This is a genomic window from Paraburkholderia gardini (assembly GCF_907164545.1).
In the GTDB taxonomy this organism is placed as follows: domain Bacteria; phylum Pseudomonadota; class Gammaproteobacteria; order Burkholderiales; family Burkholderiaceae; genus Paraburkholderia; species Paraburkholderia gardini.
In genome coordinates this window covers 107,991-134,490 of sequence record NZ_CAJQZB010000004.1, presented here as the reverse complement: position 1 = coordinate 134,490, position 26,500 = coordinate 107,991, and the positions used below count along the sequence as shown (strand labels likewise).

Below are 26,500 nucleotides of genomic sequence, written 5' to 3'. Positions count from 1 at the left end.
TCCGTCGGTGCTCACGTTCGCGACCTCACTGGTTGGAGAATCGATGGCTCGGCACGCGTGCCGACGTGTCTGTCGAGACCGGAACCACTTGCCAGATCATCTGGCGTCACGAGCAGCGATGTGCCGACGGTCTGACGCGTCGCCGCAGCCTTTACAGACTGTTCGACTATAAGGAAGAGTGTTCGCTCACGAATAACACCGCTGCGACATTGTTCGGCACAGAGACGACACGTTGCGACGGCAAACGCGATCGTCGCCGGACACGCCGCGCGCCGCTTACCGCAGGTTCGTTCTCGCGAGTTCGACGATCTCGTCGCCGCGCCCGCTCAATACGGCACGCAGCATATAGAGGCTGAAGCCCTTTGCGTGCGCCAGTTCGATGTTGGGCGGCATTGCCAGTTCGTGCTTCGACGTGACCACGTCGACGAGCGCCGGCCCTGGATGCGCGAACGCCTCCTTCAACGCACCTTCGAGCGCTTCCGATTCCGTCACCCGCACGCTGAAAATGCCGGCACCGTGCGCGATCGCCGCGAAGTCCGTCTTGCTCAGATCCACGTTCGTATCGAGGTAGCCGCCGGCTTTCAGTTCCATCGATACGAAACCGAGCAGGCTGTTGTTGAACACGACGACCTTGATCGGCAGGTCGAGCTGACGCGCGGACAGCAGGTCGCCCAGCAGCATCGACAGTCCGCCGTCGCCCGACAGCGAAATCACCATCCGCCCCGGATGAGCAGCCTGCGCGCCAAGCGCCTGCGGCATCGCGTTCGCCATCGATCCGTGATTGAACGAACCATGCAGTTGCCGTCTGCCGTTCATCGTCAGATAGCGCGCTGCCCAGAGTGTGGGGGTGCCGACGTCGGCGGAAAAAATCGCATCGTCGCTGGCGACTTCGTCGATCATTCGCGTCAGATACTGCGGATGAATCGGCCTGCCGGGCCCCGAGGGCGTCGCAAGTTCGTCGAGGCCCTTGCGCGCCGACAGATAGTGCTTGCGCGCCTTGTCGATAAACGTGCGATCCGCTTTACGCTGCAGCTTTGGCAACAGCGCCGCGACCGTTTCCTTCACGGTGCCGACAAGCCCGAGCGCAAGCGGCGTGCGGCGCCCCAGTTGCGAGCCCTTCCAGTCGATCTGCACGACTTTTGCTTCGGGCGGATAGAAAGGGCGATACGGAAAATCGCATCCCAGCAAAAGCAGTGTGTCGCACGACATCATCGCGTGATAGCCGGAGCTGAAGCCGATCAACCCCGTCATGCCGACGTCGAACGGATTGTCGTATTCGATGAACTGCTTGCCGCGCAGCGCGTGAACGACCGGAGCGCCCAGCGTATCGGCGAGTTGCACGACTTCGGCATGCGCACCGGCCACGCCACTGCCGCACATGATCGTCACGGCTTCGCAGCCGTTCAGCATCGATGCCAGCCGGTCGATGTCGGACTCCGGCGGCAGGATTGTCGAAGGTCCACCCAGGTTCCATTCGGGCACCGGCACCCGACATTCGGTGAGCGCGACATCGCCCGGCAACACGATCACCGCGACGCCGCGCTCCTCGGTGGCGGCGCGCATCGCGCGCTCCAGCACACGCGGAAACTGTGATGCGTTCGACACCAGTTCGACGAAATGGCTGCACTCCCGGAACAGATCCTGCGGATGCGTTTCCTGAAAGTAGCCGAGACCGATTTCGGTCGACGGAATATGCGCGGCAATCGCTAGCACGGGCTGCTGGTTGCGATGGCAGTCGAAGAGCCCGTTGATCAGATGCAGGTTACCGGGTCCGCAGCTGCCCGCGCATACGGCGAGACGGCCGGTTGTAGCGGCATCGGCGCCCGCGGCGAACGCGGCGACTTCCTCATGACGCGTGTGCATCCAGCGGATCGTGCCGACCTGATCGAGGCTGTATGCGAGGCCGTTCAGGCTGTCGCCCGTTACGCCCCAGATACGCTCGACGCCCGCAGCCGAAAGCGTCCTTGCCAGATAATCCGCGACCGTCTGTGTAGCCATGTGCTGCTCCTCGCCAAGTACGCCAGCCGGACTCCTGAAACGGAATCCGGACCGGCACGAAATCCGGTGAAGAAGATCGACACGCCCCGTGTACAACGCGCGAACCGGTAAACGTGTCGCCGATGCATCTGAATGCTGACTTTCCTGCGCCCGCGTAGCCCCACCGCGCCTGAAAGCACTGCGTGACATCCGTTGCATACTACGCCGGGATCGCATTAGCCGCGCTTTAACAGCCCGCGTCGTTTTCGACACCGGCATGGCGCGACATCCGATTCGATAACCGCACCGCCTCGTCGCACGTTAACACCTGCAAAACAAGGGTCTTCCATCATGACGCGAGGCTCGCCGTGCGCGTGACCTCTTGTTATAATTCTCTCAGGAAATCGAACGAAACATAACGCGCACCCACGCCAAGCGCCAGGACCTTCATGCTGAAAACCGACCGCCTCCGCACCCTGGCCGATGCGCTGGCCAGGCAAAATGTGATGCGCCTGCGTGACGCCGCCACCCTGCTCGGCGTTTCGGAAATGACCGTGCGCCGCGATATCGCGGGTAGCCCCGAGCGGTTCACCTATCTTGGCGGCTACATCGTCAGCGCCACCGATGTCCCGAACAACGCCGGCTACTCGCTTGAAGAAGAGAAAGACCATTTCGCGCAGGCCAAGGCTGAAGCGTCGGCGGTCGCGGCGAGCCTGATCGGCGATAACGAAACGCTCTTTATCGACTGCGGCACGACGCTCACCACGCTCGCGCGGCTGATTCCGGTCGAGCGCCACGTCACGGTGGTGTGCTATTCGCTGAACGTCGCCGAAATCCTGCGGCGCAAGCCGAACGTCCGGATGATCCTGCTAGGCGGTGTCTACGTGCCGTCGTCCGATTCGTTCGCGGGCGAAGAAAGCCTGGAGGTGCTGCGCCGCATGGGCATCAACAAGGCGTTTATTTCCGCCGGCGGCGTGGATCCGGGGCGTGGCGTGACTTGCTGGAATTTTCACGAAGTCGCGCTGAAACAGGCCGCGATGGCGAGCGCTGTCGAGCGGCATCTCGTGGTGGACATGAGCAAGTTCGGTGTGGTGAAAGCGGTGCGCTTTTCACAGATCGACGACTTCGATTCGATCATCACCGAGAAAGGCCAGGATCACCGCAAGCGCAAATAACTGAGCCTGCTGTTGCGACGGTGGATCGCGTCGCAACAACAGACAGCGGGTTTCATAAACGCGGCAGGAACGCTCAGTTCTTGCGTTGCAGGGCGAAGAGCGTGCCGGCCACCAGAATGAACGCGCCGATGATCACCTTCTGCCAGGTGCTCGGAACGCCGATCAGAATCAGCACGCTGTTGATCAGCGTCACCAGCGCGACACCCAGCAGGGTCCCCGCTACCGTCCCGGTGCCGCCTGTGATGCGCGCGCCACCCAGAATCACGGCGGCGATTACGTCGAGTTCCGAGCCGACCAGATCGAACGGATTCGCGAGACGGTTGTTCGACACATGCAGGATGCCCGCGATACCGGCGAGCATGCCCGTATAGCCGAACACGAACAGATGGATCGCACGCAGGTTGTATCCGAGCCGTTCTGCAATCGCGAGACTGCCGCCCATCGCATACACACCGCGCCCCATCATCGTCCGGTTGAGCAGCCACCACGTAACGATCGCGGCCGCGACGAGCGCCAGCACCGATACCGGCAACACGGCACGCAGGCCTTCGCTGGTGTGATAGAAGAACAGCGGAATGCGGCCGAACCGGTCCATGCTGTGCGGAATGTTCATGAAGAACGACGTGCCGATGAACGTCAGGAGCACACCGCGAAACAGATACTGCGTGCCGATCGTGACGATCAGCGAAGGCGCCTTCAGCCGGTAAACCAGCAGTCCGTTGACGATGCCGAGCACGATGCCGCCGAGCGCGCCGGCAATCAGGATCAGCGCAAACGGCGCGTCGGGCCACCACGCGAACACGGCCTTGGTGATGCCGTACATCGTCAGCGCGGCGATCGCGGTGAACGATACGTCGATGCCGCCCGATGCCAGCACGACGAGCGTGCCCAGCGCGAAGAGCGACATCGTCGTCGCCGAATGCAGCAGGTCGAACAGCGTCGCGAGCTGGAAGAAGCGTGGATTGATCGCGCCGACAATCAAACAGGTCGCCACGATCAGCGCGGCGGTGAACCACTCGGGATTGCGCGCGAGCTTCGCGCGCACGCTGGGCGGCTTGACCTTGGGTGCGATTTCGACGACGGTTGGGGTGGTCATGGTCTGATTAACACGGGAATTCATGCGTGGGGCGTCCTTTCGTTCCGGGTCAGGCCGCTTCCGAAAGCAGCGCGTGATACAGGTCGGCTTCGCTCAGCGTATCGGCCTTGTACTCGTTCGCGACGCGTCCTTTCTTCATCATCAGAATGCGATCGCAGTTCTGCAGCAGTTCGGGCAGATCGTCGCTGATGAGGACAATGCCAATGCCGCGCTGCGAAAGCCGCTGCATGATGCGATAGATGATGTCCTTCGATCCGACGTCAACGCCGACTGTCGGCCCGTGCAGGATCAGCACGCGCGGATCGATCGCGAGCCACCGGCCGATCAGCACGCGTTGCTGGTTGCCGCCGGAGAGCGACTGCACCGGCTTGTCGACGCCAGGCGTCGCGATCTGCAGATCCTTCACGGTCTGTTCGGCCAGTGCCTGCGCGCGCGCCCGGTCGATCTGGCCGAAGCGGTCGCGCAGGCTCGAAATCATCGCGGTGATCACGTTGTCGCGAATCGGCTTGTCGAGAAAGAGGCCCTCGTTCAGGCGGTCTTCCGGCACATAACCGATCCGGTGATGTTTCGCATCCGACGGCGTGTGCAATGTGACAGGCTTGCCATCGAGCACGACCTGCCCTGATTGCGCGGGCGCGACGCCTGCCAGCGCACGCGCGAGTTCATTGCGGCCCGAATCGAGCAGCCCGGTGATGCCCAGTATTTCGCCCGCATGCAGGGAGAACGAAACATCGCTGAACTGGCCCGCGCGCGCGAGACCGCGCACGTCGAGCACGACCTCCTGCCCGAGACTGCCTTCACGATAACGTTCGTTCGACAGATGACGACCCGTCATCAGTTCGCTGATCTGCGCTTTCGTGTACTGCGCGATCGGGCCTTGCGCCATCTTCTGGCCGTCACGCAGCACGATCACTTCGCCACCGATCGCGTAGCACTCGTCGAGCTTGTGGCTGACGAAAAGCACCGTCACGCCCTGCGCGCGCAGATTCGCGAGCACGGCGATCAGGTTGTCGACTTCCTTTTGCGTGAGCGAGGTCGTCGGTTCGTCCATGATCACGAACTTCGCCTCGCTCGCGATCGCGCGGGCGATCGCGACGAGCTGACGTGTCGCGAGCGGCAACTGCTCGATCAGCGTCGCCTGAAATTCCGCGGTGCCGGGCAAGCCGACCGCTTCGAGCGCGCGCGCGGCGGTTCGCGCGAGTGCGCGCCGGTCGAACGTGCGGGCAAGCCGGCCGCCGTGTTCGGCGAGCTCGGACGTGAGCGCGACGTTTTCGGCGACGTTCATGTTCGGCAGCAGCGACAGGTCCTGATACACCGTTTCGATCCCCGCCGCGAGCGATTCGAGCGCGGAGAGCCGCGCGTGCCGCACGCCTTCGATCACCAGTTCGCCTTCGTCGGGCGGCTGCGCACCGGAGATGATCTTGATGAGCGTGCTCTTGCCGCAGCCGTTTTCGCCGAGCAGGTGATAGATCTGGCCGCGCTCGAACGAAAGATTCACCCCGCGCAACGCATGCACGCCGGTGAAACGCTTGTGTACGCCGACCACTTCCAGAAACGGTTGCGATGGCGAAGACCGCGGTGTCGATACGTCTTGAGTCATGATGGCAAGCCAGTGAATCGCGAATTAAAAGGCGTGCCCGCCCGGGCACGCCACGACACAACGGTCAGAACGGATACTGCTTGTAGTTCGACTTGTCGACATTCACCCAGCCCTGGCCGCGCACGATGATGCCCTTGCCCGGACCCTTCTCGACCGTGACCTTCGTGTAGCCCGGAATGCCGAGGTCGGCGCCGTTCTGAACGGTCTTGCCGTCGATCAGCATCTTCGCGATCTTGTTCATCGCGATGCCGGCGAGCTTCGGATCCCAGAACGCGATGCCGTTGATCGCGCCGCTTTCGAGGAACTTGCCCGCTTCGGTCGGCAGCCCCGTACCGTACACGCAGATCTTGCCCTGCAGACCCGCCTCCTCGACGGCGCGGCCAATGCCGATCACGTCGAGCGACGACGAGCCCTGGAAGCCCTTCAGGTCCGGATGCTTGCGCAGCACTTCCTTCGCGACTTCGTACGCACGCTCACCGTCGTTATTCGTTTCGAGTTTCGGCTCGACCAGATTCATCTTCGGATACTTCGCTTTCGCGTTGCCGATGCCGCCGTCCGCCCACTGCACCTGCGAGCGGCTGCCGAGCGAGCCGACCAGCACGGCCCACTTGCCCTCGTCGTGCATGCACGATGCGAGACGTTCGTTCAGGCCCGCACCGTATGCGGTGTTGTCGAAGGCCTCGATGTCGACCATCGTGTTCTTCTCGTTGTCCGCTTCATGCGTGACCACCTTGATGCCGCGATCCATTGCCTTTTTCAGCGCCGGTTCCAGCGTCGGCGGATCGTACGGCACGACCGCGATCGCGGTCACTTTCTTCGCGATCAGGTCTTCGATGATCTTCAGCTGCTGCGCGGCATCGGCGCGGCCCGGGCCGGTCTGATAGGCCTTCACGCCGGGGTTGTCCTTCGCGAATTCCTTGACGCCGTCGTCCATCCGGTTGAACCAGTTGATGCCTGTCACCTTGACGACCGTGACGATCGTCTCGTCCGTTGCTGCCTGCGCCGCTGCAATGACGCCTACCGTAAGGACGCCTGCTGTGAGCGCGGCAGCCAGTCGAGTCAATTTCATGCGATGTCTCCTTTATCGTTCGATGTCGCCCTGTTCATGGTCGCGGACAACCAGGGCTCCGATGTCCGCCGCGTACTGAAAACCTTCTGGTACGGATGCCTTCGCTAACGCCCGGGCGTTGAACCGGGACTGCCCGAGCCACCGGAACTGCCTGCAGCCGGATTGCCGCCCGTACCGCCGAAACCAAAGATCGCGCGCACCCGCTCGCCGCCCGCGAACGCAAGCGAAAGCAGCAGCAGGAAACCCCATGCGCAGTCGCCGAAGAACTGGGATACGCCGAGCAGATTGAACAGGCTCGACAGAAACTGCAGCACGGTCGCGGCGAAGAACACGCAGATGATGCGTCCGTGGCCGCCCGCCGGATTCACGCCGCCCATCACAGCGATCAGGATGGCGATCAGCAGATACGAATTGCCGTAGTCCCATTTCGCGCTGGAGGTGTGCGTGGCGCTGATCAGCCCGGCCAGCGAGGCGAGCACGCCGCACATCGCGTAGGTCGTGACCAGCATGCGTACACGCGGAATGCCCGCATAAAACGCCGCTTTCGGATTCGTGCCCATCAGGTACAGGCGCAGGCCGAACGGGCTGCGCCTGAGCAGCCAGCCCAGCACCACGATCGCCGCGATAAAGATGCAGAACGCGATCGGCACCTGAAACACCGTACCGTTGCCGATCTCCGACAGCGGGTCGACATAGTCGACATGCACGGATGCACCGTTGCTGAGCACCACGGCAATGCCGGTGAACAACAACTGCGTGCCGAGCGTGCAGAGAATCGGCGTGAGCTTGAGCCGCGCGATGACGACGCCGTTCAGCAGGCCGCCAAGCAACCCCATGACGACGACGATCACGCAGAAGAGCGACGTATAGAGCACCGGCGAGTTGTCGCCGTTCACGTACAGCGGCACGACCATCGCCGCGACCATGCCCGAGAGGTTCGCAAGTCCGACGCCCGACAGGTCGATCCCGCCGTTGCCGGACACCATCGAGAGCATGATGCCGAGCGCGAGCAGGCCGAGTTCGGGCAACTGGCCGCCCATCGACTGCAGGTTGTCGATATCGACGAACTGTCCCTGCGACATCCACGTCGCGACCAGCACGACGAGCACGTTGACGATCAGCAGAAAATTCAGTTGCCGGTCGGCGAACAGTTTTCCATTGGCAAACGAGGACTTCATGGTGATGACGAACTCCTTCAAACTGCACAGCCAGCCACGCGGCCGGCGACGTGTGGCGCTACGGATGCGATGGCGATGGGGTCGGTTGCCCAAGAACCTGGTTCACTTCATCGAGCGTCGGCATCGAGGGCGCCGTGCCGGCACGCGTGACGGAAATGCCCGCCAGCGCGCAACCGAAGCGCATGGCCGCGATCGGCTCTTCGCCACGTGCGAGCGCGGCGGCGAAACCGCCCGTGAAGCCGTCCCCGGCGCCCGCTGTCTCGACCACGCGACCGCAGTGATACGCGGGCACCAGCACCGATTGCGTCGCCGAATGCAGCAGCGCGCCGCCTTCGCCCAGCGTGACGATCACCGTGCCGACGCCTTTGGCAAGCAGCACATCAGCGGCGCGGCGTGCGTCGTCGGCGTTCGCGATCGGCACGCCGGTGAGCGCCGTGGCTTCCGTTTCATTCGGGGTGATGTAGTCGCACAGCGGGAAAATGTCGTCGTCGAGCGGCAATGCAGGTGCTGGATTGAACACCGTGATCACGCCGTGCTTGCGGGCCACTTCCAGCCCGCGTCGCGCGGCGGGCAGCGGCTGCTCGAGCTGCGTGACGAACACGCGCGCCGCGGCGATATCCGCCTCGATCGCATCGACGTCGGCGGCGGTCATCGTGCCCGCCGCGCCGGACGCGACGATAATCGCGTTCTTGCCGGTGATGTCGTCGACAAAGATATGGGCCGCGCCTGTCGAGACGCCGTTGAGCACTGTGGCGCGCGCGGTAATGCCTTCGTCGTTCCATGTCGCGCGCGCGATCGAACCGAACGCGTCGTCGCCGATGCGGGTACAGAACACGACCTGCGCGCCCGCACGTGCGGCTGCGACCGCCTGATTCGAACCCTTGCCGCCTGGGCCCATCGCGAATGCGGAGCCTGCAATCGTTTCGCCGATCAGCGGCATGCGGTCCGCGCGAAACGTCAGGTCGGTCACATAGATGCCGAGAATGACGACGCGCCCGTTACGCTCCTCGCGGGCGATCATGTGCGATTCCCCTGAGGGGCGTCCGGTGCGAGGAGCACGCCCTTCTTGAACATGAAGCATCCATAGCCGCGCTGTTCGCCGGTCGCGATCACGCAGTACGCGCGCCGTGCCCGTTCGTAAAACGCGAAACGTTCGATCGAAGCGAACGGCAGATCGCGTCCTTCCGCCCTGTTCACTTCGGCCTGCGCCTCGCGCTGCACTGCGGGAACCGTATCCGGTTCGCCGACCACTTCCATGCGCAGCGCCGGATCGTCGACGAAGGTGTCGAGCGGCATCACCGACAGCACCGCGCGAATCGCGCGTGCCGCATCGACGCCGTCAAGGCGCAGCAGCTTGCCGGTGACCGTTGCGCGTGCAACGGAGTCGGCCGGGAAATTCGCATCGCAAATGACGAGTTCATCGCCATGGCCCATCGCGCTCAACGCGTGCAGCACGTCGGCGCTCAACAGCGGGTCCAGATTCTTCAGCACGTTGTCTCCTCCATTTCCTGGCTGGCGTGCAATTCGTTGCAGACAGTCAGACGTTCAGTCAGTCACCGTAGGGTATCCAGATGTTCTTCACCTGCACCGCCTGGCGCAGGAACGGCAGTCCTTCGCTCGACCGGTCGTACCAGTCGAACTGACGCCCATGATCGACAAACGTGCGCTTCAGATTGCCAGTCGACTCGCGTTCGGCCAGCGTCGAATCCGACGCGTTGCCAAAGCACCAGAGCGCATCGACATCGTCGTGCTTCGCGAGCGCCGGCAGCAGCGCGCCGCGCTCGCCCGTGACGATGTTCAGCACACCGCCCGGCACGTCCGAGGTTTCCGCCACCTGATAGAAATCGGTAACGGCCAGCGGACACGCCGCGCCCGGCAACACGACGACACGGTTACCCATCGCGAGCGCCGGCGCCACGAGCGAAACGAAACCGAGCAACGGCGCTTCGTCCGGGCACGCAATGCCGATCACACCGAGCGGCTCGTGCATGGCGAGCGCAACGCCGCGCAGCGGCGGCGTATGCACGGCGCCATCGAACTTGTCGGCCCACGCGGCGTATGTGAAAAGCCGCGATACCGATGCGTCGACTTCAGCACGGGCCGCCGCTTCCGTTGCGCCGTTACGCACGACGAGCTGGCGCGCGAATTCATCGGCACGTACCGCGAGATTCTCGGCGAGGTAATACAGCACCTGCGCGCGATTGTGCGTGCTGGCCTGAGACCACTTGTGCGCCGCCCGTGCCGCTTCCACGGCATTACGGATGTCCTTGCGGTTGCCCTCGCCCACTTCACCGACCGGCGTGCCATCGGGCGCGTACACCGGCAGCGAATAGCCGCTGTCCGGACGCACCTGCCTGCCGCCGATAAAGAGTTTCGCGGTACGGTCGATCAACGCGACGTTCGAAGGCTCATCACGCTTCGATGCGCGCGCCGCAGCCCGCAACGGCACGCGATCCGCAAGCTTGAGCCACGCGCGCGGCTTCAGATATTCGTAAATGCCCTCACGTCCGCCTTCGCGGCCATAGCCCGACTCGCGATAGCCGCCAAAGCCGACCGCCGCATCGAACAGGTTCGTCGCGTTGATCCACACGACGCCGCACGCGAGGCGCGGTGCGATATCGAGCGCGCGCCCGATCGTCTCGCTCCACACGCTCGCCGCAAGCCCATAGCGCGAGTTGTTCGCGAGCGCGATGGCCTCGTCGGGCGTGCGAAAGCTCATCGCGATCAGTACCGGACCAAAGATTTCTTCCTGCGCGAGCGTCGAAGCGGGCGCGACGCCAGTGACCAGCGTCGGCGGATAAAAGCAGCCGCTTGCGGGCATCGTTGCATCGGGCGATTGCCAGACTGCGCAGCCTTCGCGCTTGCCGGCTTCCACCAGCGAATGGATGCGCTCCAGCTGGACCGGATCGACGATCGCACCCATATCGATGCTCTTGTCGAGCGAGTTGCCCACGCGCAGCGTTTCCATCCGGCGCTTGAGCTTCGCGATGAAACGCGCTTCGATACCTTCCTGCACGAGCAGACGCGAGCCCGCGCAGCAAACCTGGCCCTGGTTGAACCAGATCGCGTCGACCACGCCCTCCACCGCGCCGTCGATATCCGCATCGTCGAATACGATGAACGGCGACTTGCCGCCGAGTTCGAGCGTCAGTGACTTGCCCGAACCCGCCGTCACCGAGCGGATCAACCGGCCGACTTCCGTCGAACCCGTGAACGCGATCTTGTCGACCTGCGGATGCGCGACGAGTGCGGCACCCGTGCTGCCATCGCCCGTCACCACGTTCAGCACGCCCGCCGGCAAGCCGGCACGATGCGCGAGTTCGGCGAACAGCAGCGCGCTGAGCGGCGTGTATTCGGCGGGCTTCAATACCACGCAGTTGCCCGTGGCAATCGCGGGCGCGATCTTCCACGCGAGCATCAGCAGCGGAAAATTCCACGGCACGATCTGGCCAACGACACCGAGCGGCGCGTAATCGCGGAACTCGTTGTCCTGCAACTGCGCCCAGCCGGCGTGATGCAGGAAATGGCGCGCGACGAGGGGCACGTCGATATCGCGTGTTTCGCGGATCGGCTTGCCGTTGTCGAGCGCTTCGAGCACCGCGAAAAGCCGGCTATGGCGCTGGACCATGCGTGCGAGCGCATACAGATGGCGCGCGCGTCCGGCGCCGCCCAGCGCGAGCCAGGCCGGCTGCGCGGCACGCGCGACGGCAACGGCCGCGTCGACATCGGCCGCGTCGCCCTGCGCGATATCGGCAAGACGCTCGCCCGTGGCGGGTGCATGCGAAACGAAATGTTCACCGGCAGCCGGCGCATGCCACGCGCCGCCGATGAAATGCCCAAAGGTCGCCTCGTGCTGCGCGAGCCAGGCGCGCGCGGGCTGATCGTCCTCGGGTGCGGGACCGTACTCCATCGAAGAAAAATACTCGGCTACGCTCATGGGATCGGTCTTGAGTTCAGGCTACAGGGTGACGGTTGAAAGCGGAATAACGGCCGCTCACATGATGTTCGAGCTGACGTTCGATATCCGCCAGCAGGCTCGACGCGCCGATACGGAACAGCTCCGGTTCGAGCCACGGACGGCCCAGTTCTTCTTTCATCAGGAACTGGTACGACAGCACGGACTTCGCGCCGGATACACCGCCCGCCGGCTTGAACCCGATCAGCACGCCAGTGCGCTCCTGGTATTCGCGGATCATGCGGACCATCACGAGCGACACGTCGAGCGTGGCGTTCACGCCCTCCTTGCCGGTCGACGTCTTGATGAAATCGGCGCCCGCCATCATGCAGACCATCGACGCACGCGCGACGTTCGACAGCGTGCGGATGTCGCCGGTGGCGAGAATCGCCTTCAGATGCGCCGGGCCGCAGGCCGCGCGGAAATCGCGCACTTCGTCATAAAGCGCCTGCCAGTTGCCGGTGAGCACATGTTCGCGCGTCACGACGATATCGATTTCCTTCGCGCCGTCCGCAACCGATGCCTCGATTTCCTTCAGCTTGAGCGGATGCGGAATCAGCCCGGCCGGAAAACCCGTGGAAACCGCGGCGACCGGAATGTTGCTGCCCTTGAGCGCATCGACGGCGGCCGCGACGAAGCGGTGATAGACGCAGACCGCGCCGGTCGTGATGCTTCGCGGCGCGATGCCGAGCGCTTCGAGAATGTCGGTGCGCACGGGCTGCCGCGCCTTCGCGCACAGACGCCTGACGCGGCCCTCGGTGTCGTCGCCGTTCAGTGTGGTGAGGTCGATGCAGGTCACCGCCTTCAGCAGCCAGGCCGCCTGTGCGTCTTTCTTGACGGTGCGGCGCGTGGCCAGCGTGGCCGTGCGCCGCTCGACCGCCGACTGGTTCACACGCAGACCGTCCAGCCATGACGCGTCGAACGGCGTACCTGGGTTGCGCACCGGATGGATTAGCGGCCCGCCGCGCAGCGCGATGACCGTGGAAGACGAAGAAGGAGCTTCAGGCATGAGACATCCGGAAATTGGTGCAATGCACAGCAAAAAGCCTATGGGCCGTTCAGGTCTATGCTACATCGATTGATATGATTCTAACAAGTCCTGCGAATCGATCATGACATTTCAGCCATATAAGGCTTGTCAAAGGCCGTTAATGTTATTGACTCACCAAATCCGTGATGCGAAGATCACAACATCACATGCGACAGATCGCGCGATAAAGACAGGAATTTCGTCGCTCCCGACGAAGGAGACAAGCCAGATGAGTGAGCCGGTAACGGTCACGGCCGCTTCATCGCCTCAGGTACCCCTGATCCGTGTTGCGGGCGTCACCAAACGTTTTGGCGGCGTGCAGGCACTGCGCGGCGTCAACCTCGAAGTCATGCCCGGAGAAGTTCATGCGTTGCTCGGCGAGAATGGCGCCGGCAAATCCACGCTGATCAAGATCCTGAGCGGTGTTCACGCCTACGACGAAGGCAGCATCGAGATCGATGGCCGCAATGTTGCGTTTGCCACGCCGGCGCAGTCGCGCGACGCGGGCGTCGCGGTGGTCTACCAGGATCTGAGTCTCGTCGAGTCGCTTTCGGTCGGCGCCAATCTGATGCTGGGGCGCGAGCCGCGCACGCGCTTCGGTTTCGTGAAGCAGCACCAGTTGATGGCGGAAGTCGGCGCGTTTTTGCAGCGGCATGGCATTCCACTCGATCCACGTGTTCAGGTCGGCTCCCTCCCCTTTGCGTACCGGCAGATGACGGAAATCAGCAAGGCGCTGATGGGCGACGTGCGCGTGCTGATTCTGGACGAGCCCACCTCCGCGCTCACGGGTGGCGAGGAACAGATCCTGTTCGACGCGATACGCGCGGTGACCGGTCGCGGCGTCGGCGTGATCTACGTGACGCACCGGCTGAACGAGGTGTTCCGTATTTCGCAACGCGTCACCGTGTTTCGCGACGGCGCCAACGCGGGCCAGTTCTCGACGGCGCAAACCGACATGAAGGAGCTGGTCGCCGCGATCGTCGGCCCGGGTCATGCCGCGCTGCATGCGCGGGAGATGACCGCGAGCAGTTCAGGCGCAATGAGCAATTCATCCGCTGCCTCAGGTCGCGAAGCGGATGCGGCATCCAGCGCGCCGGTGCTGACTTTATCGGGCGTCGGCAACGACAGACTGCACGCGGTCGACCTCGCCGTGCACCGGAGCGAGATTCACGGGCTTGCCGGCCTCATCGGCAGTGGTCGCACTGAAATCCTGCAAACCATTTTCGGTCTGAGAAGCGTCGATACCGGCACCATCGTCATCGACGGCCAGCCGCTCACCCACCTCACGCCCGCGCAGGCAATCAAATGCGGCATCGCGCTTGTTCCTGAAGATCGCCATCTCGAAGGCCTCGTGCTCGATCATTCGATTGAACGCAACCTGACACTGCCGCGGCTGCCGCATTTTTCACGCTGGGGCTGGCTGCGCGGCAAGGCCGCTGTTCAACAGGCAAAAAGCGCGATGAAGCTGCTTGCCGTGAAGGCGCCGAACGCATCCACGTCAGTCAGGTTCCTGTCCGGCGGCAACCAGCAGAAGGTGGTTTTCGCGAAGTGGAACAACCCGCGCCCGAAGCTTCTCATGCTCGATGAACCGACCGTCGGCGTCGACGTCGGCGCACGCGAGGAAATTTACGACGTAGTGCACGACGCGGCGCGGGCGGGCACTGGCGTGCTCATCGTGTCGTCCGATCTCGACGAACTGCTGCGCCTGTGCGACCGGATTTCGATCGTCGTCGACGGCGGCATCGCCAGGACCGTCGAGCGCGCCGACCTCGCTAACGCCGAGGCGCTGCATCACCTGATCCAGCTTTCCCGTTCTTCAATCGAGTCCCGCCATGGGACTTCCTTCGGGGCGTCCGCAACATGAACGATTCCGTCTCGCCGCTGACAACCGGGCAGCAGGTTTTGCCGCAACAACGGCACAGCCGTGGCCGGCGGCTCGCGCAGCTCCTGCTGCAAGGCGACAGGCCGTACGCGCTGTACATCGCTTTCGCGATCCTGCTGGTTGTTTTCAGCTTCGCTTCACCCTGGTTTCTCTCCATCGACAACTTCCTGAACATCGGCCGCCAGACCGCGCTTGTTTCGATTGTCGCGATCGGCATGACGTTCGTGATCATCGCGCGGCAGATCGATCTGTCGGTGGGCTCGACGCTCGCGTTGTCGGGCATGGCCGCGGCGCTCGCGATGTCGTATGTCGGCGACAACTGGATCATCGGCGCGATTGCCGGCATCGGCACGGGCGCGATTGTCGGCGCGCTCAACGGTGTATTGACCATGCGCCTGAATATTCCTTCGTTCCTTGTGACGCTCGGCACATTGAGCGCCGCGCGTGGACTCGCGCTGATGGTGACCACGACCAGGCCCGTCATCATCACCAACGACGCCTTCGTGGCGATCTTCGGCGAGGGTTCCATTTTCGGCGTGCCCGTGCCGATCGCCTGGACACTGCTCGCCGTGATCGCCGGCATCCTGCTGCTGCATTACAGCGTGTTCGGCCGGCAGATCTACGCAGCGGGCGGCAATCCGACAGCGGCGCTTTACTCCGGCATCAATATCCGCCGCGTGACCACGCTCGCCTTTGTCCTGACCGGCGCGCTCGCCGGCCTCGCTGCGCTCGTGCTTTCGGCACGCTCGCACGCGGCGCGACCCGACGTCGTGCAGGGACTCGAACTCGACGTGATTGCTTCCGTGACGTTAGGCGGATGCAGCCTCTTCGGTGGCCGGGGATTTGTTCTCGGCACGCTGCTTGGCAGCCTGATCATCGGCACGCTTAACAACGGGCTGGTTTTGCTGGGCGTGAGTTCTTCGCTTCAGCTTGTCATCAAGGGCGCCATCATCGTCGCAGCGGTCGCATTTACGAAGAAGTGACAGGGCATGACGATCGCCCGTGAAATCCGGGATTCCGGAATCCTGGCGACGTGTCTGCAGGATTCCGCAAGCGGCAGAGGACTTAACACCGATATGAAGACCAACGGAGGAGAATCATGAATCATCGTCGTGGCTCTAGAATGGTTTTAGCCAGTGTCATGGCAGCGGGAACGCTTGCCGCCCTGTCCTCGTTTGCCGTTAGCGCGCAATGCGTGACCGGATTGCCGGTTGCTTCGATCGGCCCGAAAACGATCATCGGGCAAGGGCCAAACGGCGAAAAGGCCGCTTCGGTCGATTCCGTGCAACTGAGCGCGGCCGATGCAGCCAAAGTCAAGGCCGGCAAGTTCAAGGTCGGCATTTCGATGCAGACGATGAATCTCGACTGGTCGCAACTCCAGGTACAAGGCATTACCGATACGCTCAAGAAGTACGGCGTCGACGTGATCGGTACGGCTTCCGCCGAGTATCAGGTCGACAAGCAGATCGCGGATATCGAGAACACCATCCAGCGCCATCCGGACGGAATCATTTCGATTCCGGTCGACGGCACGGCAACGGCGGCGACCTACAAGAAGGTCTCCGCGGCCGGTATCAAGCTCGTGTTCATGGACAACGTGCCGACCGGGCTCAAGCATCCGGAACAGTACGCCTCGATGATTTCAGCGGATAGCGAAGGTAACGGCCAGATTGCCGCGAAGGTGCTCGCTTCGTGCGTGCCGCACGGCGCGACGATCGGGCTCGTCAACTTCGGCGTCGATTACTTCAGCACGAAGGAACGCACGAAAGCCGTTAACGACTGGATGAAGAAGAACCGTCCGGACATCAGGATCAAGCAGGTCGACTTCACGGACCCGTCGAAGGTCGGCCAGATCGCCGGCGACTTCCTGACCGGCAATCCGGACGTCAAGGGTCTCTTCGCGGTATGGGATCAGCCTGCCCTCGATACGCTCACGTCGATGCGTGCGCAGGGCGTGAACATTCCGGTGACGACGGTCGATCTGGGTCTGGAATCGGCGATTGAAATTGCGAGAGGCGGACCGCTCAAGGCAACGGGCTCGCAACGTCCGTACGACCAGGGCGTCGCCGAGGCAATGGCGATGATGAAAGCGTTGATCGGTCAGACGCCGCCCGCGTGGATCGGCGTGCAATCGCTGCCGGTCGTTCAGTCGAACGTGCTCGAAGCATACAAGACCGTGTTCAAGAAAGACCCGCTGCCCCAACTCGCCGAAGCGTGCACGAAAGCGAAGCCGGCTTGCGGTTGATGTGAAGCCTGCCTGACCCCGGAGGCGCGCGATCTGCAAGGATGCCCGCCTCCCGGCGTTTACATTCAGAACAGGTCGCCAAAGCCACCCGGCTTCGCACCGGACGCGTATAGCGCGGCGGCAACACGAGGTGAAAGCAGTGCATGGAGTTCGTCTGCGTGACGATAGTCGCGCATGCCGTCACTCAATGGACCCTCGCCTGCTATCGCGGGATGGCAATAGATCTCGCCGACACCTTCAGGCAAACCGGCCAGTGCGGCAAGCCACGTCGCTTCGTCCATCCGGCCCGAGCCGGCAATGCCCACGACGTAATCGTTATGGGCGATGCCAGCCCGATCGAGCTGGCGACATACGTGTGTGATCCACGGCTTCAACCAGAGTGGCCCGCCAACTCGTGCGTCTGGCTTCGCGCTTATCTTCGCGTTTACCTCCGCGCTTACCTCCGCGCTTACCTCGTAAGGCAGGCGCATCGCGCGCATGCCATAGTCGCGCCCGATTTCCAGAATCAGCCGCAGCACGGTGGGATGCAGATGAAAATGCTTGTGCGTATTGACGTGATCGAGCGTCAGGCCGGTCTTTTCGAACGCGTCGAACTGCGCACGGATTTCGCGCGTGAGCTGCCTGCGCACATGCGGCAGCAGGAAAAACCGTACGCCGTCGAGCACCATGTTATTGCCGAAGCGGCCTTCGCGATCGACCAGCGCGGGAATAAGCGCACGCGGCGTGAGTGCAGCACCATCGGCCAGCACCAGATGCAGTCCGACGCGCAAATCCGGCAGCGCGCGCGCCCGTTCCACGGCATCGCGCGCAGCGGGCGCGCCGACCATCAGGCTCGCGGCTGTCAGAACGCCGTGCTGATGCGCCCACTCGACTGCCAGATTGACACGCCCGTGCAAGCCGAAATCGTCTGCGGTAATGATCAGCCTGCGTGTCGCCTTAAGCTCGCCCTTAACGCCTGCCGCCTGAATCATCTCATTGCGTGACGACGCTAGTTGCCGTGCCTCAACCGCCATCCGATGTCTCCATGACGTTGACGTCCCGCTCCACCGGCACCTCCAGTGGCACGCGGGTGCCGCGCCACATGACATGCGAACCGAACGTGGCCGCGAACCATTGCACTGCCAGCAACGTATCGCGCAGCGGCGTCAGCGCAAGATCGCGCCAGAACGTACCTGCGTGACGCGCGCTGCGCCAGTGCAGGAGCACACGCGCCACACCGCCCGCGATGATGCTCGCCTCGCTCGCCAGTGCGGCCGGACCATGCGCGCTGCCCGTTGCGGCTTCAAGTCCATAAGCGATACACGCGGCAAGCATCAGCCAGGGCGAGGTGAACGTAATGAACAGGAACGCGAAGCCGTGCGGCCGCACCGAGCGGATCGTCCGCAGCCAGCGCGTCTCGCGTTGCCATAGTGTCGCCAGCGTCGGCTCGATGACGTCGGTGGTGACTATCACACGCGAGAGCACGGTGCGCAACCCGAGCGCGCGGACGTGCTCGGCGAGCCAGTAGTCGTCGGCGAGACAGTTGCGCAGCGCGCTAAAGCCGCCGATGCGTTCGAGCGTCGAGCGGCGCAACGCCAGCGTTGCGCCAAAGCCGAAACGGCGGGAGCCGGTCGCGTGCGCGACACGCACGGACGGCGCGAACCATTCGTTGACGAAGAGTGCACCGACACGCGGCCAGAATCCGCCGATACCCTGCGCAACATACAGACACGTGACCACGCCGACGTGTCGATCGCTTAATGGCGCCGCGACCCGGTCGAGATAATCGGGAGGGACAGCGATATCGCTGTCCGCGATGACGATCATTTCATATCGGGCACGCTCGGCCATATTGATCAGATTGCTGACCTTGCGGTTGCTGCCATGCACGCGCCCGTTCACCACGAGTTCGATATCGTGCGCGGGCCACGCGGCCTGCAGACGCCGGACCACGGAAACCGCAGGATCGTCCTGTGACGAAACGCCCAGCACCAGCTGGAAACGTTCATGACGCTGCTTGCAGAACGTCGTGAGATTTTCGTAGAGACGCGGCTCCGCCCCACACAACGGCTTGAGAACACTGACACCGGTCGTGGCGAACAGTCGAGCCGTGTGATGACCGTTAGCGGAATGATGTCTCGGAAACAGTGGCATGGCGAGCGCGGCAAATACGGCATACAGCGACGCCGCGCAACAGCCTGCTAGCAACATCCATAGAACTGCGGACAACGCATGAGCCGCCATTGTCTGATTCCACTACTGTATGAAAGAAATGGAAAGTCCCCGACTGACACACATATTGTCGATATTGAATGGATGATTCATGAACATGGGCTCGCGATACGCACGACGGAATCCAGTCGTGCTTTCCATAGGTGCGCGTGTGTTGGCGTTGCGATGCGCGAACGGTTGCACTGCGCCTTGCGATACGCGCAAGCGCGTCACGCTCACCGTTCAAGGAGCGATAGTATCGACGCATCCTGAAGGAAATCTTAAGCATCGCGTTGCCTGATGAATCTGTCAGGCAGGTGCCCTTCGTCAACGTCCCCTTCATCGTCCCTGCGTGCGCACGGGAACCGCACATCGTGCGGCCAGCTTCTGCTGACGCAATTCTTCGGTGGTTTCGCTGGAACCGTCCGCACGCCAGCCCGGCGGCAGGATCACGTAGCTGATCGCCGTCCACACGCTGCCCGCCGATGCGATATCCCGCGCAAGACTGACCCAGTGTTCGAACTCGACGACGAGCGGATTGCGCGAGCGTGTCGGTGTCACGAGGCCGTAGCGACACGGCTCGTCAGCGCGTTCCTCGACGTACGTGCCGAACAGGCGGTCGAATACGACGAGCACGCCGCCATAGTTCGCATCGAGATAATCGACGTTCGATGCGTGGTGAACGCGATGCGCGGACGGCGTATTGAACACGTATTCGAGCCAGCCGAGTTTCGGCGTCCAGGTGTTATGCAGCCAGAACTGATAGAGCAGATTGAACATCAGCGTCGCAAGCACGATTTCCGGGCGTACGCCGAGCCATACGAGTGGCGTGAAGAACATCGCCGAACCGGTCAGCTTGCCGGTCACACCTAGCCGGTAAGCAGACGAAAGCGTCAACTGGTTCGGCGAATGGTGAACCGCATGCGTCGCCCAGAAAAAGCGGATGCGGTGCGACGCACGGTGATACCAGTAGTAGCAGAACTCCTGGCCGATAAAGAGCACGAACACCATCAGCGCGCTGTCGAGTGTGACGGTAAAAATCCGGTGATCCCAGGCGAACGCGAAAACCGGCGTTGCGAGCGAAAGCGGCAGCAATGCGAGCAGCTTGCGCCCGACCAGGTCGGCCAGCGAAATCCATACTTCATACCAGTCGAAGGGCGTCGCGCCATTGCGCTGTTTAAGGGTGAGCACGCAGGCCTCGACCAGCGAAACGGCCACGACGAACAACGTGACACAAACCGCGATTTTTCCAGTGGTAACCATGATGGGCAGATAACCGGTTCAGGTGGGACGCGTCGTCTGCGGGAAAAGGCCGCTATCGCGTCGGGTGAAGCTAATGTAGTGGGCCATCCGCATAAAAACCATGCGAAAACCATGTCGCCAGATGTCACCGGATTTCGGCCGCGTTGGCCGGCTGGCGCCGCAGGCCAGTCGTAGAGGCCCGGTGCGGTAAGACGCTGACGGAGCGCCGCCGCCGTGTAACACCGCGACATCTTTTGCACGGCGATTATTTCGCGCACTCCTTCTATAGTTCGTCCCGTTGCCACGCCGTAGTGCGTGACTGAACCGAACCGAAGGACATCTGATGAAACGCCATTACCTTGCCGCAGCCACCGCTTCGCTGCTTATCGCCGTCAGCACGCCCGCGTTCGCGGGATGGTCGGGTCACGGTAGCGCCTACACGCCGCACGGCACCTATAACGGCGCGCATTACGGCTCCTGCGCAGGCGGCAGCTGCACGCACGCCGGCGGCGTCGCGAATCCCTATGGCGGCATCGCCACCAACAGTGGCACGGTGACCCGGACCGCACCGGGCCAGTTTTCGAATTCGGGCACGGCAACCGGCCCGAACGGCCGTCAGGTCCAGCACTCAGGCGACACGAGTTGCGCAGGCGGCACGTGTGACCACACCGGCAGTCTGACCGGCTCCAACGGCCACAGCGCGACCACCTCGGGGAGCGTGACGCGCGACGCCCCGGGTCAGTATTCGTCCTCCGGCACGATCACCGGTGCGAACGGCAACACCACCAGCCACACGGCATCGACGAGCTGCGCCGGGTCCGCCTGCGTGCGTTCCGGCACCGTGACGGGCACCGACGGCGCAACCGTCGCCCACTCAGGCAGTGCGACACGCGTGGCCCCCGGTGTAGTGACGACGGGTGGCGGCACAACGGTTGTGCACGGCGGCACGGTAACCACCGGCGGCGCGGTTGCCGTGAGCACCGCACCGGTCGTGGTCGCGTCCCCGCCGGTCGTCGTTGCAGCTGCGCCGGTCGTCGTGGCACCCCCGCCTGCCGTCGTCGTGCCGCCGCCGGTCGCGTATGTGCCGCCGCCCCCGCCGAAGGTCGCCTACGTTGCACCGCCCGCGCCGAAAGCCATCTATGTCGCGCCGCCCCCGCCGAAGGTCGTCTACGTCGCGCCGCCTCCGCCGCGCGTTGTGTTTATCGCACCGCAGGCCCGCACGCTGTATGTCGCGCCGCGAGCCGTCTATGTGGCACCCGCGCCGCATGCCGCGGTGATGGTGCCGGGTCACTGGGTCGGCCGCGTCTGGGTGCCGGCGCACTGGGCGTAACGACAACGTCAGATCAGTTAGCCAACCCTGCCGGCGACGAGCGTCGGCTACACCACGGAGTAGATGATGAAAAAGATGATCACGATTCTTGTCTTGTGTATTGTTTCGGCAACGGCTTCGGCCCAGGGCGCGCTTCCGCCTGGCGAAACCACGCGCGGCGAGCGTGCGATGCAGCAATTGCAGACGCGCTTTGCCAGCGCGAACACCACGCACGACGGCAAGCTGACACGTGAACAGGCGGCTGCCGGCATGCCGGGGGTCGCGAAGCATTTCGACGAAATCGACACACAGCACGCCGGTTATGTCACGCTGTCGCAGATCGAAAACCTGATGAAACAGAGAGCAATGGCACGCTGAATGCCGATGCGCGCCGGAGATGCGTCATGGACCAGGTCAACAGGATTATCGTGCTGGACGACGAAGCCGAATTGCGCAACATGCTGCAACGGTTCCTGACCGGTCACGGGTTCGACGTGCGCGTCGTCGCCGACGGCAAGCAGCTCGACCGCTACCTGCAGCGCGAGCCGTATGACCTGCTCGTGCTGGACCTGATGATGGAACCGGAAGACGGGCTGACGGTATGCCGGCGGCTGCGTGCCGAAGGACAGACGCTGCCCATCCTCATGCTGACCGCGAAGGGCGATCCGGTCGACCGCGTGGTGGGCCTCGAAACCGGTGCCGACGACTACCTTGCGAAACCCTTCCTGCCCGACGAACTGGTCGCGCGAATCCGTGCGCTGCTGCGCCGCCAGAAAATGGCCGCGGGCGTGCCGACCGTGACCTCGCAGAGGCTGCGCTTCGGCGAATATCAGTTCGACGTCGGCACACAGACGCTGCTGCATCGCGGCGAGGCGGTCGAGGTGCATTCCGCGCAGATGTTGCTGCTGCACGCGCTGGGGTCGTCGCCGAACCGGCCGGTGAGCCGCGAAAACCTGCTCGCGCGGGCACGCGGCCGCGACCACGACGCACTCGATCGCAGCATCGACGTGCAGATCCTGCGGCTTCGCCAGATCGTCGAGGACGATCCGGCGAAGCCGCGCTTCATCAAGACCGTGTGGGGCGTCGGCTACATGCTCGTCGCGGGCATCGAGTCGTGACGTCTGCCTCGCGCTCCGGATGGCGCCCACGATGGCGGCCCCGTTCGCTGCTGGCGCGCAATATCGCGTTGCTGGTGGCGCTCGTCGCGCTGACCCAGGTGTGCTCGTTCACCGTGCTGCTGCACTACGTGCAGCGTCCGCGGATCGACCGCGCCGCGATCATCTTTTCCGACTACGTGAAGACGCTCGACAGCGTGCTCGCGGCCATGCCGCCCGACGAAGGCCGCGCCGCGGCAGCGCGCCTCGGCGGCCAGACACAGCCGCCGGAACATCTCGAATTCGAACCGCACCGCGGCCCGGCCCGTTTTTTTCGCACCTGGCAGCGCGATGTTTTCGTCCGCGCACTGCAACGCTATCTGCCGCCGGACATGCCGGTGCGCTGGCAGGCCGGCGACGGAGAACGGCTCTGGATCCGCGTGCATGTCGCCGGCGAGCCCTGCTGGATCGCCCTGCCGATGACCGAGGACGCGCAGGCGAGCGGCATCACCCTGACGCTCGCGCTCTCCGCGGGCCTCGCGCTGCTGGCCGCGCTGACGGGTTATCTGATCCAGCTGCACATCAACCGTCCGCTCAAGGATCTGGCGCGCGCGGCGCGTCACGTCAGCGCGGGCGAAGCGCCCGTCGCGCTGCCCACCGACGGTCCGACTGAAATCGCCCAGGTCAGTAGCGCGTTCAACCAGATGACCCTGGCGCTACAGCAGGCAGAGGCGACGCGCGCGCTGATGCTCGCGGGCGTGTCGCACGACATCCGCACGCCGCTCACCAAGCTGCGTCTCGCGATGGCGATGGCGATTCCGCGCGGTGCCGACGATACATTCGTGGCGTCGGCGGAAAACTATCTCGACCAGATCGACACGATCCTCCAGCAGTTCATGGACTACGCGGGCAGCGGCGAGCGCGAGGCTCAACAACCTGGCGACCTCAACGCGCTGATCGGTCAGCTCGCCGCGGATTTCGCGGGGCTCGGGCATGAATTCGAACTGTCGTTCGCGGAAATCCCCGTGTTCGCGTACCGGCCCGTGAGCCTGATGCGGCTGCTCATGAACCTGATGCAGAACGCGATCGTCTACGGGCGTACCGGTCTCGCCGTGCGCACGTGGACCGAGGGCGACGCCGCGTGCGTCGCCGTATGCGATCGCGGCAGCGGAATCGCCGCCGCGGAACTCGAGCAGCTCAAGGCGCCCTTCAGCCGCGGCACGAACGCACGGAGTCATTCGGGCGGCACGGGTCTCGGGCTCGCGATCGTCGAGCGCATCGCGCGCCTGCATGGCGGCTCGCTACAGTTTCGCGCGCGCGAGGGCGGCGGTCTCGAGGCCCTCGTGACCTTGCCGCTGAACCGGCATTCTTCATAAAAATGCGTACGTGCGTCGCGGATACCGGCGACATCGCGCGACATAATTCCTGAATGGCGCGCGCAACCGCTTCCTCCCATACTCGCGTCTGCGTGTTGCGGCACACCTCTTTCACAGGCAGTCCGCCCTCACGCAGACCCGATCTCCGATAGTTTGCGATCCTGTGGATCGAACGATTGTCGGTGACCTCTCCCCCGACAATTGACGGCACGACTGTGCCGATGACAGGATCGACATGCAAACTTCATTCAACTCCCTCGTTCATGACGCAAGGCGTCTGGCGGGCGCGGCACTCGTGGCGGGGTCGCTGCTTCTGACCGGTTGCGCCTCGGGCGTCACGGGTGTCAGCCAGGCGGGCGCCGCTCCGCACGTTCGCGCCGACGTCATCTACGTGTACGCGTTCGATGCCACGCCCGACCAGGTGAAAATGGACAGCGGCATGGCGCAGAACCTGAAGACGATGATGAGCGGCGAACCGGCCGCGCAAAAGCAGTATCAGACAGCGCTCGACACACGCGCACAGGTCTCTGACGAAATCGTGCGCCAGCTGCAATCGATGGGACTGCACGCGGTGCGCACCGATGGCCCCGCACCTGCGAACCAGAATGCGCTGATCGTCGAAGGCAGTTTCCAGACGATCGACGAAGGCAAGCGTCGCCGGCGCATGTTGATCGGTCTTGGCGCCGGCAAGAGCGAAGTGGGCGCGTCGGTCCAGATTCTGTACAAACCCGCCGAAGGTGCGCCGATGCCGCTGCAACGCTTCTCCGCCGATGCGGATAGCGGCCACATGCCGGGTGTCGCTGAAACAGCCGGTGTCGGCACGGCTGCCGGCCATGTCGCAACCGCCGCGGCGACGGGCGCGACGCTGCACGGCGTGTCGGAGGTAAAGCGCGACAGCGTTGCCGGCGATGCGAAAAAGCTGGCCGATTCGATTGCGAAGCAGGTTGCGGCAGCAAACGCTGCGAATGGATGGATGTCGGCAGAGCGGGTGGACTGATGGCCGATGACCCACGGGCTGACGATGCCGCCTGTGACCCCGATGCTGCCGATAAACGCGATACCCGAAGCGGTCACCTTGCCCGGTTCAACGCCGGGCAAGGTGACCCGAATCAGTCCTGCAGCGCGGACCACATTTCCTTGTCGCGTTGCGCGGTCCAGATGCGCGGATGCGTCACGCCGCCCGCTTCATCGAAGGCACGCGAAACGTCGAACGGCAGGCAATGCTCGTAGATGAACACATGCCCGAACTTCGGATCCATCGATTTGCGCGTGAGCGCCATCGCACCCTTCAGGTCGAGTTTCCGCGCATACGCTTCGCGACCGGCCTTGAGCAGCGTGGTCACGAAATCCTTCGTGTAATCGATGCCCTTGTCGACATCCGCCGGCGAAAGCAGCGCCGGGCCGCGACCGGGTACGAGCTTCTCCGCACCGAGCGCACGCAACGCTTCGAGCGTGGTGGGCCACTGCTCGAGTTGTGCGTCGCCGCAATAGCACGCCGCGTCGTATTCAACGAGATCACCCGAGAACAGCACCTTCTGCGAGGGCAGCCATACAACCGTATCGCCCTTCGTATGACCCGAACCCAGGTGCGCGATCTTCACTTCCAGCTTGCCGAGCCACAACGTGATTTCCTTTTCGAAGACGAGCGTGGGCCACGTGAGACCCGGCACCGTTTCGACGCCTGCAAAGAGGCGCGGAAAGCGCTCGATCTCCGACTTCATGTCCTGCTCGCCGCGCTCGACGATCATCTCGTACGTGCCGCGGCTCGCGATGATCTGCTGCGCGCCTTCCGCGAAATAGGCCGACGCGCCAAGCACGCGCACCGCGTGGTAATGCGACAGCACGACGTATTTGATCGGCTTGTCGGTCACGCCGCGGATTCTTGCGATCAGATCCCGTGCCATTGCCGGCGTGGCCGTGGTGTCGACGATCAGCACGCCGTCGTCGCCGATGATCACGCCGGAATTCGGATCGCCTTCAGCGGTGTACGCGTACGCGTTATCGGAAAGCTGCGTGAACGTGATCTTTTTTTGTTCGAGGTCCGCCTGCGATGCAAATGCCTTTGCCATGTCTGTCTCCATT

22 protein-coding genes are annotated in these 26,500 nt (G+C 63.6%); 9 read left to right on the top strand and 13 right to left on the bottom strand.

The window, feature by feature from the left end; genetic code table 11:
• Positions 1-276: 276 nt before the first annotated feature.
• Complete coding sequence (gene poxB / locus LPA37_RS05115; protein WP_229011872.1) at positions 277-1,998, bottom strand: ubiquinone-dependent pyruvate dehydrogenase; 1,722 nt, start codon at positions 1,996-1,998, stop codon at positions 277-279.
• 428 nt (positions 1,999-2,426) lie between these two features.
• Between poxB and LPA37_RS05110 the strand changes: the two genes are divergently transcribed.
• Positions 2,427-3,152, top strand: a complete 726-nt coding sequence (locus LPA37_RS05110) for a DeoR/GlpR family DNA-binding transcription regulator (protein ID WP_229011870.1) — start codon at positions 2,427-2,429, stop codon at positions 3,150-3,152.
• Between the two features lie 73 nt (positions 3,153-3,225).
• Here LPA37_RS05110 and LPA37_RS05105 read toward each other — a convergent pair whose 3' ends face one another.
• The 8 genes from LPA37_RS05105 to deoC form a co-directional block, all read right to left on the bottom strand.
• The gene (locus tag LPA37_RS05105) at positions 3,226-4,272 is read right to left on the bottom strand and encodes an ABC transporter permease (protein ID WP_229011868.1); all 1,047 of its coding nucleotides are present in this window, start codon (positions 4,270-4,272) and stop codon (positions 3,226-3,228) included.
• A 25-nt stretch (positions 4,273-4,297) separates the two neighbouring features.
• Positions 4,298-5,848, bottom strand: a complete 1,551-nt coding sequence (locus tag LPA37_RS05100; RefSeq protein ID WP_229011866.1) for a sugar ABC transporter ATP-binding protein — start codon at positions 5,846-5,848, stop codon at positions 4,298-4,300.
• Between the two features lie 64 nt (positions 5,849-5,912).
• Positions 5,913-6,917, bottom strand: a complete 1,005-nt coding sequence (locus LPA37_RS05095) for an autoinducer 2 ABC transporter substrate-binding protein (protein WP_229011864.1) — start codon at positions 6,915-6,917, stop codon at positions 5,913-5,915.
• Positions 6,918-7,021: 104 nt separating this feature from the next.
• Positions 7,022-8,095 (bottom strand): ABC transporter permease, encoded by a 1,074-nt coding sequence (locus LPA37_RS05090; protein WP_229011861.1) that lies wholly within the window; start codon positions 8,093-8,095, stop codon positions 7,022-7,024.
• Positions 8,096-8,153: 58 nt separating this feature from the next.
• Entirely contained in the window at positions 8,154-9,116 is a 963-nt protein-coding gene (rbsK, locus tag LPA37_RS05085; protein ID WP_229011859.1) for a ribokinase, read from the bottom strand.
• Positions 9,113-9,586: an RbsD/FucU family protein gene (locus LPA37_RS05080; protein ID WP_228983150.1), complete on the bottom strand. Its 474-nt coding sequence runs from the start codon at positions 9,584-9,586 to the stop codon at positions 9,113-9,115. The genes rbsK and LPA37_RS05080 overlap by 4 nt, the downstream gene beginning before the upstream one ends.
• A 58-nt stretch (positions 9,587-9,644) precedes the next feature.
• On the bottom strand, positions 9,645-12,032 hold the full coding sequence (locus tag LPA37_RS05075) for an aldehyde dehydrogenase family protein (RefSeq protein WP_229011857.1): 2,388 nt from the start codon (positions 12,030-12,032) through the stop codon (positions 9,645-9,647).
• Positions 12,033-12,048: 16 nt separating this feature from the next.
• On the bottom strand, positions 12,049-13,059 hold the full coding sequence (gene deoC / locus LPA37_RS05070; protein ID WP_229011856.1) for a deoxyribose-phosphate aldolase: 1,011 nt from the start codon (positions 13,057-13,059) through the stop codon (positions 12,049-12,051).
• Between the two features lie 250 nt (positions 13,060-13,309).
• On the opposite strand from deoC, the gene LPA37_RS05065 reads away from it, so the two are divergent.
• From LPA37_RS05065 to LPA37_RS05055, 3 genes are all read left to right on the top strand, one after another.
• Positions 13,310-14,944, top strand: coding sequence for a sugar ABC transporter ATP-binding protein (locus tag LPA37_RS05065; RefSeq protein ID WP_229011854.1), 1,635 nt, complete (start codon positions 13,310-13,312; stop codon positions 14,942-14,944).
• Positions 14,941-15,945 carry an ABC transporter permease gene (locus tag LPA37_RS05060; RefSeq protein ID WP_229011852.1) on the top strand — a complete coding sequence of 335 codons (1,005 nt, stop codon included), beginning with the start codon at positions 14,941-14,943 and terminating at the stop codon, positions 15,943-15,945. Before LPA37_RS05065 ends, LPA37_RS05060 begins: the two co-directional genes overlap by 4 nt.
• Positions 15,946-16,061: 116 nt before the next feature.
• Entirely contained in the window at positions 16,062-17,207 is a 1,146-nt protein-coding gene (locus LPA37_RS05055) for a substrate-binding domain-containing protein (RefSeq protein ID WP_229011849.1), read from the top strand.
• Between the two features lie 65 nt (positions 17,208-17,272).
• Here the strand turns inward: LPA37_RS05055 and hpnK are convergent, their stop codons facing one another.
• The 3 genes from hpnK to LPA37_RS05040 all read right to left on the bottom strand — a co-directional run bounded on the left by hpnK (position 17,273) and on the right by LPA37_RS05040 (position 20,660).
• Positions 17,273-18,178, bottom strand: coding sequence for a hopanoid biosynthesis-associated protein HpnK (hpnK, locus tag LPA37_RS05050; RefSeq protein WP_229011964.1), 906 nt, complete (start codon positions 18,176-18,178; stop codon positions 17,273-17,275).
• Positions 18,179-18,209: 31 nt separating this feature from the next.
• Positions 18,210-19,430: a bacteriohopanetetrol glucosamine biosynthesis glycosyltransferase HpnI gene (gene hpnI, locus LPA37_RS05045; RefSeq protein ID WP_229011847.1), complete on the bottom strand. Its 1,221-nt coding sequence runs from the start codon at positions 19,428-19,430 to the stop codon at positions 18,210-18,212.
• 306 nt (positions 19,431-19,736) lie between these two features.
• Positions 19,737-20,660: a sterol desaturase family protein gene (locus LPA37_RS05040; RefSeq protein WP_228983174.1), complete on the bottom strand. Its 924-nt coding sequence runs from the start codon at positions 20,658-20,660 to the stop codon at positions 19,737-19,739.
• Positions 20,661-20,982: 322 nt separating this feature from the next.
• Between LPA37_RS05040 and LPA37_RS05035 the strand changes: the two genes are divergently transcribed.
• The 5 genes from LPA37_RS05035 to LPA37_RS05015 all read left to right on the top strand — a co-directional run bounded on the left by LPA37_RS05035 (position 20,983) and on the right by LPA37_RS05015 (position 25,415).
• Positions 20,983-21,969 carry a hypothetical protein gene (locus LPA37_RS05035; protein ID WP_229011845.1) on the top strand — a complete coding sequence of 329 codons (987 nt, stop codon included), beginning with the start codon at positions 20,983-20,985 and terminating at the stop codon, positions 21,967-21,969.
• A 66-nt stretch (positions 21,970-22,035) separates the two neighbouring features.
• Positions 22,036-22,326 (top strand): EF-hand domain-containing protein, encoded by a 291-nt coding sequence (locus LPA37_RS05030; RefSeq protein ID WP_228983191.1) that lies wholly within the window; start codon positions 22,036-22,038, stop codon positions 22,324-22,326.
• A gap of 26 nt (positions 22,327-22,352) precedes the next feature.
• The gene (locus tag LPA37_RS05025) at positions 22,353-23,066 is read left to right on the top strand and encodes a response regulator (protein ID WP_229011842.1); all 714 of its coding nucleotides are present in this window, start codon (positions 22,353-22,355) and stop codon (positions 23,064-23,066) included.
• Positions 23,063-24,418: an ATP-binding protein gene (locus tag LPA37_RS05020; protein WP_228983981.1), complete on the top strand. Its 1,356-nt coding sequence runs from the start codon at positions 23,063-23,065 to the stop codon at positions 24,416-24,418. Before LPA37_RS05025 ends, LPA37_RS05020 begins: the two co-directional genes overlap by 4 nt.
• 235 nt (positions 24,419-24,653) lie before the next feature.
• Positions 24,654-25,415 (top strand): DUF4410 domain-containing protein, encoded by a 762-nt coding sequence (locus LPA37_RS05015; protein ID WP_228983983.1) that lies wholly within the window; start codon positions 24,654-24,656, stop codon positions 25,413-25,415.
• Positions 25,416-25,527: 112 nt separating this feature from the next.
• Here LPA37_RS05015 and LPA37_RS05010 read toward each other — a convergent pair whose 3' ends face one another.
• The gene (locus tag LPA37_RS05010; RefSeq protein WP_228983985.1) at positions 25,528-26,487 is read right to left on the bottom strand and encodes an MBL fold metallo-hydrolase; all 960 of its coding nucleotides are present in this window, start codon (positions 26,485-26,487) and stop codon (positions 25,528-25,530) included.
• Positions 26,488-26,500 lie beyond the last annotated feature (13 nt).

Bases quoted from the DNA above. Each gene is read 5' to 3' on its own strand.
- LPA37_RS05025 (WP_229011842.1), top strand. From the start codon at position 22,353: ATGGACCAGGTCAACAGGATTATCGTGCTGGACGACGAAGCCGAATTG.
- rbsK (WP_229011859.1), bottom strand. From the start codon at position 9,116: ATGATCGCCCGCGAGGAGCGTAACGGGCGCGTCGTCATTCTCGGCATC.
- poxB (WP_229011872.1), bottom strand. From the start codon at position 1,998: ATGGCTACACAGACGGTCGCGGATTATCTGGCAAGGACGCTTTCGGCT.
- LPA37_RS05010 (WP_228983985.1), bottom strand. From the start codon at position 26,487: ATGGCAAAGGCATTTGCATCGCAGGCGGACCTCGAACAAAAAAAGATC.
- hpnI (WP_229011847.1), bottom strand. From the start codon at position 19,430: ATGGCGGCTCATGCGTTGTCCGCAGTTCTATGGATGTTGCTAGCAGGC.
- LPA37_RS05095 (WP_229011864.1), bottom strand. From the start codon at position 6,917: ATGAAATTGACTCGACTGGCTGCCGCGCTCACAGCAGGCGTCCTTACG.
- deoC (WP_229011856.1), bottom strand. From the start codon at position 13,059: ATGCCTGAAGCTCCTTCTTCGTCTTCCACGGTCATCGCGCTGCGCGGC.
- LPA37_RS05110 (WP_229011870.1), top strand. From the start codon at position 2,427: ATGCTGAAAACCGACCGCCTCCGCACCCTGGCCGATGCGCTGGCCAGG.
- LPA37_RS05035 (WP_229011845.1), top strand. From the start codon at position 20,983: ATGAAACGCCATTACCTTGCCGCAGCCACCGCTTCGCTGCTTATCGCC.
- LPA37_RS05075 (WP_229011857.1), bottom strand. From the start codon at position 12,032: ATGAGCGTAGCCGAGTATTTTTCTTCGATGGAGTACGGTCCCGCACCC.
- LPA37_RS05060 (WP_229011852.1), top strand. From the start codon at position 14,941: ATGAACGATTCCGTCTCGCCGCTGACAACCGGGCAGCAGGTTTTGCCG.
- LPA37_RS05065 (WP_229011854.1), top strand. From the start codon at position 13,310: ATGAGTGAGCCGGTAACGGTCACGGCCGCTTCATCGCCTCAGGTACCC.
- LPA37_RS05030 (WP_228983191.1), top strand. From the start codon at position 22,036: ATGAAAAAGATGATCACGATTCTTGTCTTGTGTATTGTTTCGGCAACG.
- LPA37_RS05105 (WP_229011868.1), bottom strand. From the start codon at position 4,272: ATGAATTCCCGTGTTAATCAGACCATGACCACCCCAACCGTCGTCGAA.
- LPA37_RS05090 (WP_229011861.1), bottom strand. From the start codon at position 8,095: ATGAAGTCCTCGTTTGCCAATGGAAAACTGTTCGCCGACCGGCAACTG.
- hpnK (WP_229011964.1), bottom strand. From the start codon at position 18,178: ATGATTCAGGCGGCAGGCGTTAAGGGCGAGCTTAAGGCGACACGCAGG.
- LPA37_RS05055 (WP_229011849.1), top strand. From the start codon at position 16,062: ATGAATCATCGTCGTGGCTCTAGAATGGTTTTAGCCAGTGTCATGGCA.
- LPA37_RS05100 (WP_229011866.1), bottom strand. From the start codon at position 5,848: ATGACTCAAGACGTATCGACACCGCGGTCTTCGCCATCGCAACCGTTT.
- LPA37_RS05015 (WP_228983983.1), top strand. From the start codon at position 24,654: ATGCAAACTTCATTCAACTCCCTCGTTCATGACGCAAGGCGTCTGGCG.
- LPA37_RS05040 (WP_228983174.1), bottom strand. From the start codon at position 20,660: ATGGTTACCACTGGAAAAATCGCGGTTTGTGTCACGTTGTTCGTCGTG.